Origin of the sequence: Amycolatopsis sp. NBC_00438 (assembly GCF_036026695.1) — a bacterium.
In the GTDB taxonomy this organism is placed as follows: domain Bacteria; phylum Actinomycetota; class Actinomycetes; order Mycobacteriales; family Pseudonocardiaceae; genus Amycolatopsis.
Genome location: NZ_CP107923.1, coordinates 4,831,133 through 4,845,068, shown reverse-complemented (window position 1 = coordinate 4,845,068; position 13,936 = coordinate 4,831,133). Strand labels below are relative to the sequence as shown.

General features: G+C 71.2%; 14 protein-coding genes. 10 read left to right on the top strand and 4 right to left on the bottom strand.

Translation table 11 applies throughout. From position 1 onward, the window contains the following. The first annotated feature begins 65 nt into the window (after positions 1-65). The 3 genes from OG494_RS21155 (at position 66) to OG494_RS21145 (ending at position 2,880) form a co-directional block, all read left to right on the top strand. Positions 66-716: an acVLRF1 family peptidyl-tRNA hydrolase gene (locus tag OG494_RS21155; RefSeq protein WP_328458298.1), complete on the top strand. Its 651-nt coding sequence runs from the start codon at positions 66-68 to the stop codon at positions 714-716. Between the two features lie 147 nt (positions 717-863). Beyond that, positions 864-2,492 carry an ABC-F family ATP-binding cassette domain-containing protein gene (locus OG494_RS21150; protein WP_328458296.1) on the top strand — a complete coding sequence of 543 codons (1,629 nt, stop codon included), beginning with the start codon at positions 864-866 and terminating at the stop codon, positions 2,490-2,492. 178 nt (positions 2,493-2,670) lie between these two features. After that, complete coding sequence (locus tag OG494_RS21145; RefSeq protein WP_003071237.1) at positions 2,671-2,880, top strand: helix-turn-helix domain-containing protein; 210 nt, start codon at positions 2,671-2,673, stop codon at positions 2,878-2,880. Here OG494_RS21145 and OG494_RS21140 read toward each other — a convergent pair. Both OG494_RS21140 and OG494_RS21135 read right to left on the bottom strand, forming a co-directional pair. Next, positions 2,867-4,192 carry a glycosyltransferase 87 family protein gene (locus tag OG494_RS21140; RefSeq protein WP_328458986.1) on the bottom strand — a complete coding sequence of 442 codons (1,326 nt, stop codon included), beginning with the start codon at positions 4,190-4,192 and terminating at the stop codon, positions 2,867-2,869. The two genes, OG494_RS21145 and OG494_RS21140, sit on opposite strands and share 14 nt — an antisense overlap. A gap of 72 nt (positions 4,193-4,264) precedes the next feature. Next, positions 4,265-5,116: an LLM class flavin-dependent oxidoreductase gene (locus tag OG494_RS21135; protein ID WP_328458294.1), complete on the bottom strand. Its 852-nt coding sequence runs from the start codon at positions 5,114-5,116 to the stop codon at positions 4,265-4,267. 72 nt (positions 5,117-5,188) lie between these two features. Here OG494_RS21135 and OG494_RS21130 point away from each other — a divergent pair, with 72 nt between their 5' ends. Both OG494_RS21130 and OG494_RS21125 read left to right on the top strand, forming a co-directional pair. Beyond that, complete coding sequence (locus tag OG494_RS21130) at positions 5,189-5,632, top strand: MarR family winged helix-turn-helix transcriptional regulator (RefSeq protein ID WP_328458292.1); 444 nt, start codon at positions 5,189-5,191, stop codon at positions 5,630-5,632. Between the two features lie 97 nt (positions 5,633-5,729). Then, positions 5,730-7,601, top strand: a complete 1,872-nt coding sequence (locus OG494_RS21125) for an ABC transporter ATP-binding protein (RefSeq protein ID WP_328458290.1) — start codon at positions 5,730-5,732, stop codon at positions 7,599-7,601. A gap of 171 nt (positions 7,602-7,772) precedes the next feature. Here the strand turns inward: OG494_RS21125 and OG494_RS21120 are convergent, their stop codons facing one another. Further along, complete coding sequence (locus OG494_RS21120; protein WP_328458288.1) at positions 7,773-8,501, bottom strand: SIS domain-containing protein; 729 nt, start codon at positions 8,499-8,501, stop codon at positions 7,773-7,775. A gap of 130 nt (positions 8,502-8,631) precedes the next feature. Between OG494_RS21120 and OG494_RS21115 the strand changes: the two genes are divergently transcribed. The 5 genes from OG494_RS21115 to OG494_RS21095 all read left to right on the top strand — a co-directional run bounded on the left by OG494_RS21115 (position 8,632) and on the right by OG494_RS21095 (position 13,100). Continuing rightward, positions 8,632-9,324: an alpha/beta hydrolase gene (locus OG494_RS21115; RefSeq protein ID WP_328458286.1), complete on the top strand. Its 693-nt coding sequence runs from the start codon at positions 8,632-8,634 to the stop codon at positions 9,322-9,324. A gap of 95 nt (positions 9,325-9,419) precedes the next feature. After that, positions 9,420-10,673, top strand: a complete 1,254-nt coding sequence (locus tag OG494_RS21110) for a cyclopropane-fatty-acyl-phospholipid synthase family protein (RefSeq protein ID WP_328458284.1) — start codon at positions 9,420-9,422, stop codon at positions 10,671-10,673. Between the two features lie 135 nt (positions 10,674-10,808). Continuing rightward, a complete protein-coding gene (locus OG494_RS21105) occupies positions 10,809-11,978 on the top strand; it encodes an LCP family protein (RefSeq protein ID WP_442874446.1) in 1,170 nt (389 codons plus the stop codon). Then, positions 11,974-12,606: a GNAT family N-acetyltransferase gene (locus tag OG494_RS21100; RefSeq protein ID WP_328458985.1), complete on the top strand. Its 633-nt coding sequence runs from the start codon at positions 11,974-11,976 to the stop codon at positions 12,604-12,606. The genes OG494_RS21105 and OG494_RS21100 overlap by 5 nt, the downstream gene beginning before the upstream one ends. Continuing rightward, the gene (locus OG494_RS21095; protein ID WP_328458281.1) at positions 12,567-13,100 is read left to right on the top strand and encodes a GNAT family N-acetyltransferase; all 534 of its coding nucleotides are present in this window, start codon (positions 12,567-12,569) and stop codon (positions 13,098-13,100) included. Before OG494_RS21100 ends, OG494_RS21095 begins: the two co-directional genes overlap by 40 nt. A 319-nt stretch (positions 13,101-13,419) precedes the next feature. Here the strand turns inward: OG494_RS21095 and OG494_RS21090 are convergent, their stop codons facing one another. After that, positions 13,420-13,881 (bottom strand): peroxiredoxin, encoded by a 462-nt coding sequence (locus OG494_RS21090; RefSeq protein WP_328458280.1) that lies wholly within the window; start codon positions 13,879-13,881, stop codon positions 13,420-13,422. Positions 13,882-13,936 lie beyond the last annotated feature (55 nt).

Sequence of the window (13,936 nt, the reverse complement as noted above, 5' to 3'; positions counted from 1 at the left end):
CCTCCTTACCGGCCATAAGAGCCGGTAAGGAGGCCTTCACGGCTTTTGCCGTAGCGTGCGGTGTTGTGGCGAAGGCACGGGAAGTCGCAGGCGGGGGCCGCGCGGTGACGGTCCCGCCGGACCGGCTGGCCGGCTGGTTCGCCCGGTTCACGCAGCGGCACGACGGCGTCGTGACGACCGAAGCCACGCCCGCCGAGGTCCGGGTGGTCGCGGGCGACGGCACCACGGCGATCGCGACCGTCCCTTTCGGACTCCTCGACGCGCCGTCGGTCGAAGGCCTCGTCGCGCACGCGCTGGTGCCGCGGCGGATCGCGCTCCTGCTGGTGCGGCTCGGCAGTCACAGCGTCGGCATCGCCTTCGACGGCCGGATCGAGGTCTCCCGCACCGGCCGCCACCTCGTCCGCGGCCGGTCCGCGGCCGGCGGCTGGTCGCAGCAGCGCTTCGCCCGGCGTCGCGAAGGCCAGGCCCGCCACGCACTGCAGGCGGCCGCGCAGGACGCGGTCGAGGTGCTCCTCCCGCGACTGTCCGAAGTGGACGCCGTCGTGCTCGGCGGCGACCGGCGGGCCCTCGACGAGCTGCGCGAGGACCGCCGGCTGGCGCCGCTGTTCGCCCGCGCGGAACCGCGCGTGCTGGAACTCGGCGAACCGCGGCGCAGCGTTCTGGAAGAAGCCGCCGCGCGGGCCCTCGAAGTGGAGATCACGCTGCGCGACGGGTGAGTCCGCACACGTCGGGAGAAACCCGTGGACGCCGCCCCGTACACTGGTTGCGTGGAGATCCTTCTGGAGTGAGCCGTCGCACCGGTCAGACCTGACCGGTCCGCTTGACGCTGCCCTCCAATCACCCCCTTTTACCGGGAGTTTCCCTTGATCACGGCCACCGGCCTTGAGCTGCGCGCGGGTTCGCGCATCCTGCTCGACGGCGTCACCGTCCGCATCCAGCCCGGCGACCGGATCGGCCTCGTCGGCCGCAACGGCGCGGGCAAGACCACCTCGCTGAAGGTCCTCGCAGGTGAAGGCGAGGCGCACGCGGGCGAGGTCCGCCGCACCGGCGAGCTCGGCTACCTGCCGCAGGACCCGCGCGAAGGCGACCTGTCGATCACCGCGAAGGACCGCGTGCTGTCCGCGCGCGGCCTCGACAAGCTGATGCGCGACATGGAGAAGGCCCAGACCGCGATGGCGGAGCTGGTCGACGACGCGCAGCGCGACAAGGCGATCAACCGCTACGCCCGGCTCGAGGAGCGCTTCTCCTCGCAGGGCGGGTACGCCGCCGAGAGCGAAGCCGCCCGCATCTGCTCGAACCTCGGCCTGGCCGACCGCGTGCTCTCCCAGACGCTGGGGACGCTCTCGGGTGGCCAGCGCCGCCGCGTCGAGCTGGCGCGGATCCTGTTCGCCGCGGCCGAGGCGGGCGCCGGCGGCAAGTCCGAGACGATCCTGCTGCTCGACGAGCCGACCAACCACCTCGACGCCGACTCGATCACCTGGCTGCGTTCGTTCCTCAAGCAGCACGACGGCGGCCTGGTCGTGATCAGCCACGACGTCGAGCTGCTCGCCGACGTCGTCAACAAGGTGTGGTTCCTCGACGCCACCCGCAGCGAGCTCGACCTGTACAACATGGGCTGGCAGCGGTACCTGGACGCGCGCGCCACCGACGAGAAGCGCCGTCGCCGCGAGCGCGCCAACGCCGAGAAGAAGGCGTCGGCGCTGCAGCAGCAGGCCGCGAAGCTCGGCGCTAAGGCGACGAAGGCCGTGGCGGCCAAGAACATGGCGCGCCGCGCGGAGCAGATGCTGTCCGCGCTCGACGAGACCCGGCACGCCGACAAGGTCGCCCGGATCAAGTTCCCGGACCCCGCGCCCTGCGGCCGCACGCCGCTCACCGCGGAGGGGCTGTCGAAGTCCTACGGCTCGCTCGAAATCTTCACCGGCGTCGACCTCGCCGTCGACCGCGGGTCCAAGGTGGTCGTGCTCGGGCTGAACGGTGCCGGAAAGACCACTTTGCTCCGGCTCCTCGGCGGAATGGAAACTTCGGATACCGGCGGGGTCGTCCCGGGTCACGGAATGCGTTTGGGCTATTACGCACAGGAACACGAAACTCTTGATCATGATGCGTCGGTGTGGGAAAACATCCGACATCTCGCTCCGGACACCGGCGCGCAGGAGTTGCGGAACCTGCTCGGTTCGTTCCTCTTCACCGGCGAACAACTCGACCAGCCCGCCGGCACGCTTTCCGGCGGTGAGAAGACCCGGCTCGCCCTGGCCGGCCTGGTCTCCAGCGCTGCCAACGTGTTGCTGCTCGACGAGCCGACGAACAACCTCGACCCGGCCAGCCGCGCCCAGGTCCTGGACGCTTTGCGGAGCTTCTCCGGCGCCGTGATCCTGGTGACGCACGACCCGGGCGCCGTCGAGGCCCTGGAGCCGGAGCGGGTCATCCTGCTGCCCGACGGCACCGAGGACCATTGGTCGGCCGACTATCTGGAACTTGTCCAGCTTGCGTGAGCCGTGCGTCCATTCGGGTGCAAGATCACTGCCGGTGAGGCACTGGAATGGCCCAATGTGATCGCAGTTTCGGTCGTTTTACGGCTGTCGTCTGGCATTCCGGCGCTCAGTGTTCGATCATTGCCCCGGCAGGGGCCGATATGTGGCCCAGAACACTCTCGGCGGGAAGGCGATCGACGTGGCTGATCTCAAGAAAGGCGCGCGGATCACCGGCAACACGCGCGACAAGCTGGCCGCTGACCTCAAGAAGAAATACGAGAAGGGCTCGAGCATCCGGGCGCTCGCGGAGTCGACGGGGCGGTCCTACGGGTTCGTCCACCGGGTGCTCTCGGAGTCCGGGGTCCAGCTGCGGGGGCGCGGTGGGGCCACCAGGGTCAAGAAGAAGTAGGCGAGGACTGCTGCGCGGGGGGCGCAGTGGGAACTGCCGCAGCACCTTCGGCCACGCGGAACGTCAGGTACGCCCCGAGCAGGACCAGGGGATACACCAGATAGCCGTAGCGGGTGGCCGGGGTCAGCAGGATCAACGCGCCGAGTCCGACGGCGATGCGCAGCAGTGCGCCGGAGCCGTTCGCGGGGGGCCGGCGCACCAGCCAGACCAGCATCGCCACGGCCGCGGCGCCGACCAGCGTGAACGCCGCTATCTGGCCGATCGTCCCGAGTCCGGCGATCAGGTGGCCCGGCAGCGGGCTCGCCGCGGGTGAGCGCACCACCCCCATCCCGAGCGGGAACCGGAAGACGTGCTCCACGAACGCCGCCGGGTCCACCAGGTACACGGGCAGGTGCAGCACGGCCGTCGTCGCCACCAGCGCGGTGGCGAACCGCGCGAGCGCGGGCCAATCGAGTCGTTTTCTCCCGCGTACCAGCACGAACACGGCCAGGACCGCGGCCGCGGGTGCGACGATCAGCTTGGCGCTGACGACCAGCGCGAGCACGAGTCCCGCCCAGGCGCCCCGCCCGGTGGCAGCGAGTGCGCACGCGAGCACCAGGAGTCCGACGATCGCGAGATCCGGGCCGGCGACGGCCCAGGTGAGCGCGGTCAGCGGGCAGGCCAGCGCGATCTGCGCGGCGCCGACCGGGACTTCCGGCCACTTCAGCAGTTTCAGCGTGCCCAGCACACACGCGCAGGCCGCGAGTGCGAACATCCAGCGGGCGTCGGTGAGGGCGTCGGTCAGCGGCGTGCCGCCGAACAGTGCCCGTGGCAGGCCGAAGACCGTCATCACCGGGCCGTAGGGCGTGTAGTCGTTCACCACCGGCGCGCGACCGAGCGCGGTGACGTCGACGTACGGGGTTCCGTGGTGCAGCAGCAGATCCGCGGACCGCTCGATCACCCAGACCTCGGGCTGGGCGGCCCACGAGATCGGCGTGATCAGCCAGTCCACTCCGGTCAGTCGGCGAATCACGAGGACTGCCAACGGAAGGATCATGGCCAACAGCGCGACGGCGGCGATCCCGCACCAGCGGGAACCGGGTAGGCCACGCGGCGTACGGCCCTTGCGTGCGGACAGCAGCAGCCAGCCGCTGTGCAGGGCGCCGAAGCCGTACGCGGCCGTCGCGAAGTTGCCCCAGACGCGGTAGCCGTAGAACTCGGAGACGAGCGCGGTCGGCAGCGCGAAGGCCAGGCAGGCCAGGTAGAAGCCCAGATCCCACTTCAGCGGGCCGGTGCCGGGGGACTGGGCCGGTGCCGTGAAGAACCGCACCACTCGCCCCTGCCGGGGCGCCCGGCCCACCTCCGTTTCCACCTGGTCAGGCTACCGAGGGGCACGCGGCCCGCTTCAGTCGAGGTCTCGCAGGCGGGGGAGCAGTTTCGCGGCCGCTTCGGACGCGCGCACGACGTCGTCGTGCCCGGCCGGCATCAGGACGAGTTCGGTGAACCCGGCCGAGAGGTAGCTCTGCGCGAGCCGCAGCGCACTGTCCGCATCGGACGGCAGCCGGAACTGCACGGCCCGCCGGATGGCCGCCGGATCACGGCCGACATCGTCGCAATGGCGGTCGAGAACCGACGAAAGCCGTTGCAGTTCGACGATGTGCGTGCCGGGAAGCGCCGCGTTGAGCCAGACGTCGGCGTGTTCGGCGACCACCCGGAGGCCGCGCTTTTCGCCGCTGCTGCCGAGCCACAGCGGCGGCTTTTGCTGCACGGGCTTCGGATCGCTGAGCGCGCCGGTGAGGGTGTAGTGCTTCCCGGCGAAGCCGGTCACCGGCCGGGTCCACAACAGACGGAGGATTTCGCAGGCTTCGGCGAGGCGTTCGACGCGTTCGACCGCCGGCGGTGTCGGGGTGCCCATCATCGTGTCGGTCAGGACGTCGCCGCCCGCGCCGAGGCCGACGTCGAGCCGGCCGCCGGAGAGGTGGTCGACGGTCGTGGCCAGCTTCGCGAACGTGCCCGGGTGCCGGTTGGTGTTGCCGGAGACCAGGCAGCCGATGCGCACGCGGCTCGTCGCCTCGGCCATCGCGGCCAGCAGGGTCCAGCCGTCGAAGATGTCGCCGGTGCGGTCCGGGCCCATCGGGGCGAGGTGGTCGAACACCCAGCAGCCGTCGAACCCGGCGTCGTCGGCGATCGCCCAGATCTCGCGCAGCCCGGCGACGTCGATGTGCTGCTGGGGTGGCTTGAGACCCACGGTGGTCATGATGTACTCCTGATTATCAGTTAAACAAATCATCAGCAAAACTGACGATCAGCGTAGGGGTAAGGTTCTCGCATGTCCAGCGACCTCGAGACCGGGCCGCCGGCCGCCGTCGGCCGTCGGCTCGGCTACCTGCTGAAACACGCCCAGCAGCAGCTGGCCGAACTGGCCGAGCCGTTGTACGGGCCGCTCGGCGTCACCGGGCGGCAGCTGGCGCTGCTCGCGCTGTTCGGTGACGGGCCGGCGCAGTCGCAGCAGGACGGCGCGGCCCGGCTCGGCATCGACCGGACGACGATGGTCGCGCTCGTCGACGAACTGGAGGCGAAAGACCTGGTCCGGCGCGAGGTCGCGCCCGGTGACCGGCGCAAGCGCCTCGTCCGGTTGACTGACGAGGGGGAGCGGGTGCGGCAGGCCGGCGAAGAAGCGACGCGCGAGGCCGAGGCGCTCCTGCTGGCCCCGCTGGGCGACGGCGCGGAGCAGCTGCGGACGGCGCTGCACCGGGTCGTTCGCGGCGAGTGAACGCGATCGGGAAGCAAACGGACGGCGGCCGCGTTGTCCAGGTCATATCCGAAGAAAACCTCAGCTAATATAGAGGTTTTGGAACTGGGGGTCTCCCGTGGACAACACCTGGGCGCTGCTCAGCTTGGCGATGCGCGCCAACGACGTGCCGAAGGCGCTGACCCGCGGCACGTTCAAGCGCGTCGCCCGCTTCGCCCGGCCGCACTGGCGGGCGCTGCTGATCTTCCTCGTGCTCACCGTCATCTCGGCGGTCCTGGCCGTGTCGACGCCGGTCCTGGCGGGCAAGGTGGTCGACGCGATCGTCGGCGGCCACGACCTGTCCGTCGTGATCTGGCTGGCGATCGTGATCGCCGGGCTCGCGGTCGCCGACGCCGGCCTCGGCCTCGTCGAGCGGTGGCAGTCCGCGCGCATCGGTGAAGGCATCATCTACGACCTGCGCCGCGCGGTGTTCGAGCACGTGCAGCGGATGCCGATCGCGTTCTTCACCCGCACCCGCACGGGCGCGCTGGTCTCGCGGCTCAACAACGACGTCATCGGCGCGCAGCGGACGTTCACCGCGACGCTGTCCGGCCTGGTCACCAACACGATCCAGCTGGCGCTCTCGCTGGCCGTCATGCTCACGCTGTCCTGGCAGGTCACGCTGCTCGCGCTGGTGCTGCTGCCGATCTTCGTGCTGCCGGCGCGCCGGCTCGGCCGCCGGATGGCCGGGCTGCAGCGGGAAGCCGCGAACCTGAACGCCGGCATGACGACGCAGATGACCGAACGGTTCTCCGCGCCGGGCGCCACGCTCGTCAAGCTCTTCGGTCACCCGGTGCAGGAGGCCGACGACTTCGGCGTGCGCGCCGGGCGGGTGCGCGACATCGGCATCCGGACCGCGATGCTGACCCGCTGGTTCATGACCAGCCTGACGCTCGTCTCGGCGCTCGCGCAGGCGCTGGTCTACGGCCTCGGCGGGTACCTCGCGCTGACCGGCCAGCTCGCGCCGGGCACCGTCGTCGCACTGGCGCTGCTGCTGACCCGGCTCTACGCGCCGCTGACCGCGCTGGCCAACGTCCGCGTCGACGTGATGACCGCGCTGGTCTCGTTCGAGCGTGTCTTCGAGGTGCTCGACCTCGACCCGATGATCAAGGAGAAGCCGGACGCCGTCGCGTTGCCGCCGTCGGAAGGCGTCTCGGTCGAGTTCTCCGACGTCCGCTTCGGCTACCCGGCCGCGGACCGGTACTCGCTGGCGTCGCTGGAAGACGTCGCGACGCTCGACCACCGCGGCGGCGAAGAGGTGCTGCACGGGATCTCGTTCCGCGCCGAGGCGGGCCAGATGGTCGCGCTGGTCGGGTCTTCCGGCGCGGGGAAGTCGACGATCGCGTCGCTGCTGCCGCGGCTCTACGACGTCGACTCGGGCACCGTGCGGGTGTCCGATGTGGACGTCCGGGACCTGAGTTTCGCTTCGCTGCGGCAAACTGTCGGCGTCGTGACGCAGGACGGGCACCTGTTCCACGAGACGATCCGCGCGAACCTGGCCTACGCACACCCGGACGTCACCGACGACGAGATCTGGGAAGCCCTCGACCGCGCCCGGCTCGGCGAGCTGGTCCACTCCCTACCGGACGGTCTCGAGACCACGGTGGGGGAGCGCGGGTACCGGCTTTCCGGCGGTGAGCGTCAGCGGCTGACCATCGCGCGGCTGCTGCTGGCGCAGCCCAAGGTCGTCGTGCTGGACGAAGCGACCGCGCACCTGGACTCCGAGTCCGAGGCCGCGGTCGGCGAAGCCCTGGCGCACGCCCTGGCGGGCCGCACGTCCCTGGTCATCGCGCACCGCCTCTCGACGGTCCGCGCCGCCGACCAGATCCTGGTCCTCGAGCACGGCGAGATCGTCGAGCGCGGCACGCACGACGAGCTCCTGGCCGCGAACGGCCGCTACGCGACCCTCCACGCCACCCAGTTCACCGACCAGGAACCCGCCGTGGCCTGACCTGGAGAGTCGGTTCGCGTACCCAGGGAGTCGGTTCGCGTACCCAGGGAGTCGGCTCGCGTACCTGGAGGGTCGGCTCACGAACCGACCGTCTGGGTACGCGAGCCGACGGTCCAGGTACGCGAACCGACTGTCCGGGTACGCGAGCCGACCCTCCGGGTACGTTGCGGGCTAGCGGAGCTGGGGGACCAGCTCGCTGTACTTGGCCAGCAGGGACTTGTTGGCCTCGTCGCCGCCTTCGACGTTGGAGCTGCGCCACAGCGGGACGTCGAGGCCCTCGGCGGTGCCGCGGTCGTAGACCTGGGCCAGCACGAGGTTCCACAGGAACGCGTTGACCACAGTGGACAGCGGCGCGGTGCGCGGCGCGTCCGGCGGGTAGCTCGCGTCGCCCGGGATCACCAGCGAGTCCAGCACGACGGTGCCCTGCTCGACCAGCGTGCTCGACGACCGCCGCGGCGCCGCGGCCACGCAGGCCCGCGACGTGATGGCGATGACGGCCGCGCCGCGCTCGCGCGCGCCGATGCACAGCTCGACCGGGTACGGGTTCGAGCCGGACGTCGAGAACACGACCAGCACGTCGGCCGGGCCCGGCCCGCGCTCGGCGAGGACCTCCTCGGCGAGGCCGGTGCGGCGCTCGGTCGACGTGCTGTGCACCGCGCCGTGCAGCGGGAGCAGCTCCGGGTGGTACAGCGGGTACACGCACGCCAGCCCGCCGGCCCGGTAGAACGTCTCGGCGACGGCCGCGAGCGAGTGCCCGGCGCCGGCGGTATAGACCAGTGCGTCGGCCCTGATCACCCCCAGCACCAGGTCGGCCGCCGCCGACACCGCCTCGGCGTTGGCCTGCTCGACGTCCGCCAGCTGCTTGGCGACACTGCCCGAGATGTCCGTGGCGCTCACCACACCCACCCTTCCGTCGGTGATCGGGCGCCGAATCTACCGCGAAGATGGTGGTGCGCGGTGGAATAGCCGGGTGGCCGTTCCAGGTTCGTCCGGGTGCGGGGTGGTGGTCCCGAACAGTGGGAGGCGTGGGTTGAGCGAGGCAGAACCGGCGGTGGCCGTGTGGCCGGCGCACGGGCGGACCGAAGCGGTCGTGCTCGTGCTGCACGGGGGCGCGGAGCACAGCACGGGCGGCGTCCCGCCCTGGAAGCTCGCCTACCTGCGGATGGTGCCCATCGCGCGCGCCCTGCGCCGGGCCGGCCGCGAGCACGGCGTCGAGGTGCGGCTGCTGCGCAACCGCCGCTACGGCTGGAACGCGCCCGCCATGGACCCGATCCAGGACGCCCGCTGGGCCCTCGACCGCATCCACGCCGACCACCCCGGCCTGCCGGTGGTGCTGGTCGGGCACTCGATGGGCGGCCGGGTGGCGCTGCGGGTGGCCGACGACCCGGCCGTGCGCGGGGTCTGCGCCCTGGCCCCCTGGACGCCGCGGGGTGAGCCGGTCGAGGCCGTCGCCGGGCGCTCGGTGCTCGTCGTGCACGGCACCCGCGACCGGATGACCAGCCCGGCCGAGTCGCACGCCTTCGCCGAACGCGCCGAGGGCGTCGCTGCCCGAGTTGCCCGGTTCGAGATCGCCAACGAGGGCCACGCGATGCTTCGCCGCTCTTCCGTCTGGACCCGGCTGGCCAGTGCTTTCACAATGGAATTAATCGCCGGGAGCCCCGACGACACACTCACGGGGGCGTGGGCCGCGCCGGGGCACCGACGGCTCCGAATACCCGTGTGACACCACCCCGGACAGGGCATTCGACGAAGGGCGCCGTGGGGGTGCGGCAATTAGGATCGAGCACCGGCGCACCAGGCCGGCCGGAGGGAGAACCCGTGACCACCTCGAGTGTCGACCGCGCGTCGACTCAGGACGTCCCCGACGAAAACCGGTGGCCGGGGCTGGCCGCCCCGCCGCATTCCGCACTGCGCGCGCGGATCGCCGCGAGCCTGTTCCGCCGCGCGGTCCGCCCGCTCGACGTCCGGGTGACGTTCCCGGACGGGACGGTCCTGGGCAACGGCGGCCCGGAAGCACCCGAGATGCGGATCCTGCGCCCGGAGGCCTTCTTCCACCGCCTCGGCGTCGACGCCAAGATCGGCTTCGGCGAGTCCTACATGGCGGGTGACTGGGTCGCGTCCGACCTGGCCGAGGTGCTGACGCCGTTCGCGGCGCGGATGGCCACGCTCGTGCCGCCGGTGCTGCAGAAGTTCCGGAAGATCGCCGAACGCACCCAGCCGCCGTCCGAGGAGAACAGCCTCGAGGGCGCGCGGGCCAACATCCACCGGCACTACGACCTGTCGAACGACCTGTTCGGCGCGTTCCTCGACGAGTCGATGATGTACTCCTCGGCTCTGTTCGGCCCGGCCGACGACCTCACGGCCGCCCAGCACCGCAAGATCGACAGCGTGCTGGACTACGCCGGCGTCCGCGCGGGCAGCGAAGTCCTCGAGATCGGTACCGGATGGGGTGAACTCGCGATCCGCGCCGCCGCGCGCGGCGCCACCGTCACCTCGCTCACCATTTCGGAGGAACAGCGCGCGCTGGCCACCGAGCGCATCGTCGCGGCCGGCTTCGGCGACCGCGTCGAGGTGAAGCTGTGCGACTACCGCGAGTCGAGCGGGCAGTTCGACGCCGTGGTGAGCGTCGAGATGATCGAGGCCGTGGGCGCCTCCTACTGGCCGGCGTTCTACTCGACCATCGGCGAGCGGCTGCGCCCCGGCGGCAGGTTCGGGCTGCAGGCCATCACGATGGACCACGACCGGATGATGGCGTCGTCGCGCGCCTACACCTGGATCCACAAGTACATCTTCCCCGGCGGCATCATCCCGTCCGTTCGCTCGATCGAGGACGGCCTGGTCGCGAACACCCGGCTCAAGCTGGCCGGGATGCGCGAGTTCGGCCAGGACTACGCGCACACGCTACGGTTGTGGCGCGAACGGTTCCTGCACCGCTGGACCGACATCGCCGGGTTCGGGTTCGACGACGTCTTCCGCCGGATGTGGGAGTTCTACCTGGCCTATTCCGAGGCCGGGTTCCGCTCCGGCTACCTCAAGGTCCACCAGTTCGGCTACGAGGTGACCGACAAGTAACCCGCGGCAGCAACCCCGACCCGGTACCGCACGTCCTCCTTTCGAGGACGTGCGGTTCACTGACGAAGACAGTTTGTCCGAATCGGGATTGGGTGATGGGCGATGACGTACCGTGGCGATGACGGCGGACGCCGGATGCCCCCGCCCCGGCCGCCCGCCGGCCGGCCCCGGGACCACCAGCGCGCGCAGATGATGCCGCTGCCCGGGCGGGGTCAGAGCCCGTACGACGAGCGCACCCGCCCGATGGGCCACCGCGAGCAGGACTACGTGCCGCCGCAGCCCCCGCCGCGCCAGCCACCGCCGGCCCGGGGTGACGACTACCCGCCGTCCCGGCCGCCGCGCCGGCGTCGCCGCTGGGGCCTCGGCCGGATCCTGATGACGTTGCTGCTGGTGTTCGTCGTGTTCCTCGCCGGCATCTGGGTCTACCTCGAGTTCTCCATCAAGCGCGTCGACGCCCTCGCCGACTACGAGGGCCGCCCGGTCGCCGCGGCCGGCACCAACTGGCTGATCGTCGGCTCGGACAGCCGCGAAGGCCTCACCGCGGCCGACGAGGAGAACCTCGCCACCGGCGACGTCGCGGCCGCGGGCGGGCAGCGCACCGACACGATCATGGTCGCGCACCTGCCGGACAACTCCACCAAGCCGACGCTGCTGTCGCTGCCGCGCGACTCCCAGGTGAAGATCCCGGGCCACGGCACCAACAAGATCAACGCGGCGTTCTCGCTCGGCGGGCCGAAGCTGCTCGCGCAGACCGTCGAAGGCGCCACCGGCCTGCACATCGACCACTACGCGGAGATCGGCTTCGGCGGCTTCGCGAAGATCGTCGAAGCGATCGGCGGCGTCGAGATGTGCATCGACAAGGACATGAACGACACGGTGACCGGCATCAGCATCAAGGCCGGCTGTCCCCAGACCCTCGACGGCCGCGAGGCGCTGGGCTTCGTCCGGATGCGGCACAGCGACGCGACCCCGCGCTCGGACCTCGACCGCGTCGCCAACCAGCGCAAGTTCATCGGCGCGCTGGTCAGCCAGATCGCCAGCCCGGGCACGCTGCTCAACCCGTTCGACTTCTTCCCGCTGCTGTCCGCGGCGCCGGACGCGCTGACCATGGACTCCGGCGACCACGTGCACAACCTCGCCGGCCTGGCCATCGCGATGCGCGGCATCGCCTCCGGCGGCGTGGTGACCACGACGGTCCCGGTGACGAGCGGCTCGGCGGAGAACTGGGACAAGAACAAGTCGAAGCAGCTGTTCGACGCGCTGAAGAACGACACCGAGGTACCCGACAGCGTCATCGTCAATTAATTGCCGCGCGCGGCAAGGCTTCGCCGGGGCACCATGGATCGATGGAGACCCCGGCCGAGGTACTGACCCGCGAGGAGTTCGCGCTGGCGCGCTGGCGCTTCGCGGACGGCGCGGCGCTGGCTGCCGCCGTCTCGGGTCCGGTGCGCACCTCGCCGACTGGCTGCCCTGGGCGGCCGGCGGGTACACGGCCGACGACGCGGCGGCGTACCTCCGTCTCACCCACGGCAACTGGGAAACCGGCCGGGCGTACGAGTACGCGGTGCGGGTCGGTGCCGAGCTGGCGGGCGGGATCGGCGTGCTGACCCGCGACGGCGGGGTCGAGCTCGGTTACTGGCTCGTCCACGGCCGGACCGGCCGCGGCCTGATCACCCGCGCGGCCGCGTCGCTCATCGCCGACGCGTTCCGCCGCGGCGCGGGGTACGTGGAGATCAAGCACGACGAGCTGAACGTCCGCAGCGGCGCGGGTCCCGGCCCGGCTGGGTTTTTCGCCCGCCCGCAAGGAAACCGCAGACCCGGACCGGGCGCCGGCGTGCACCGGCACCGCCCTGGTGTGGCGGCTCGACCGACCCGAGGAAGGAGACTTCGCGCATGGAGACCCCGGCCGAGACCTACCGCGACGGTGACCTGACACTGACCCGCTGGCACCCCGGCGACCGCGACCTCCTGACGACACTCGTCACCGGCTCCGTCGAGCACCTCCGGCCGTTCCTGATCTGGGTGGCGGCCGGGTACACGTCGGACGACTCCTCGGAGTTCCTCCGGCTGACGGCGAAGCGCTGGGAGAACGGCGAAGCGTACGAGTACGCGGTCGGCGTCGACGGCGAAGTGGCGGGCGGCGTCGGCGTGATGACCCGCGACGGCGGCGTCGAGATCGGCTACTGGCTGGCCCGGGAGTGGACCGGCCGCGGCCTGATGACCCGGTCCGTCGCGCTGCTGACGGCGGAGGCGTTCCGCCTCGGCGCCGGCTACGTCGAGATCATGCACGACGAGCGGAACGCCCGCAGCGGCGCGGTGCCGGCCCGGCTCGGGTTCACGAAGGTGCGCGAGGAGCCGGCGGAGAAGCCGCTGGCGCCGTCGTGCACCGGCACGAACCACGTGTGGCGGCTGAGCGCCCCGGCCTAGATCCTCGCGATCATCGTGCCGGCGGCGCGGCCGGTGAAGCCGGTTCGGCGGATGCCGAGAAGCCGGCGCTGCTCGGCTCGTCCGCGCGCACGCCGTCCTGGGAGACCTTGCGCGGTGCTGTAGCGAGGCCGCGTTTTCACTCCCTGTGGCACGGACGGCATGACCCCGCGTGGAACTCCGGTCCCATCCGATCACCCACAGGTGAGCGGCTCGAGTTCGGTGGCACCGATGGCCTGACTCCGGTGGTGTACCACGCTGAAGCCGGTTCGGCGGACGCCGAGAAGCCGGTGCTGCTCGGCTCGTCCGCGCGCACGCCGTCCTAGGCGACCTTGTTGCGCTCCCGCAGCACCTTCAGCGCCTGGTCGGCGTGGACGGTGAAGTTCAGCTCGCTCTTGATCTTCTCGAGGATCCGGCGGTCCTCGCCGATCACGAAGGTCGCGCGCTTCGCGTGCAGGGGCAGGAGCTTGCGCCACACGCCGAACTGCTTGGCGACCTCGCCCTCCACATCGGACAGCAGCGGGTAGTCGAAGTCGTTGGCCGCGGAGAACTGGCGCTGCTTGGTGACCCCGTCCGGGCTGATCCCGACGCGGTGCGCGCCGACCTCGGCGAACTCCGCGGCGAGGTCGCGGAAGTGGCAGCTTTCCGCGGTGCAGCCGCCGGTCATCGCGGCCGGGTAGAAGAACAGCACCACCGGGCCGGTGGCCAGGAAGTCCGAGAGCGTGCGCTCCTGGCCCTGGTCGTCGGGGAGCGTGAAATCGGGGGCGAGGTCTCCGGCGTCCATGGAGGTCCCTTCTCGTCGGCGGCAGAACCCATCCTGCCCGTCCTTCGGAGCCGAC

What these genes read in the sequence shown, in the direction of transcription:
- OG494_RS21135 (WP_328458294.1), bottom strand. Translation starts at nt 5,116, where the DNA reads ATGACCACCGTGGGTCTCAAGCCACCCCAGCAGCACATCGACGTCGCC.
- OG494_RS21130 (WP_328458292.1), top strand. Translation starts at nt 5,189, where the DNA reads ATGTCCAGCGACCTCGAGACCGGGCCGCCGGCCGCCGTCGGCCGTCGG.
- OG494_RS21105 (WP_442874446.1), top strand. Translation starts at nt 10,809, where the DNA reads ATGCCCCCGCCCCGGCCGCCCGCCGGCCGGCCCCGGGACCACCAGCGC.
- OG494_RS21095 (WP_328458281.1), top strand. Translation starts at nt 12,567, where the DNA reads ATGGAGACCCCGGCCGAGACCTACCGCGACGGTGACCTGACACTGACC.
- OG494_RS21090 (WP_328458280.1), bottom strand. Translation starts at nt 13,881, where the DNA reads ATGGACGCCGGAGACCTCGCCCCCGATTTCACGCTCCCCGACGACCAG.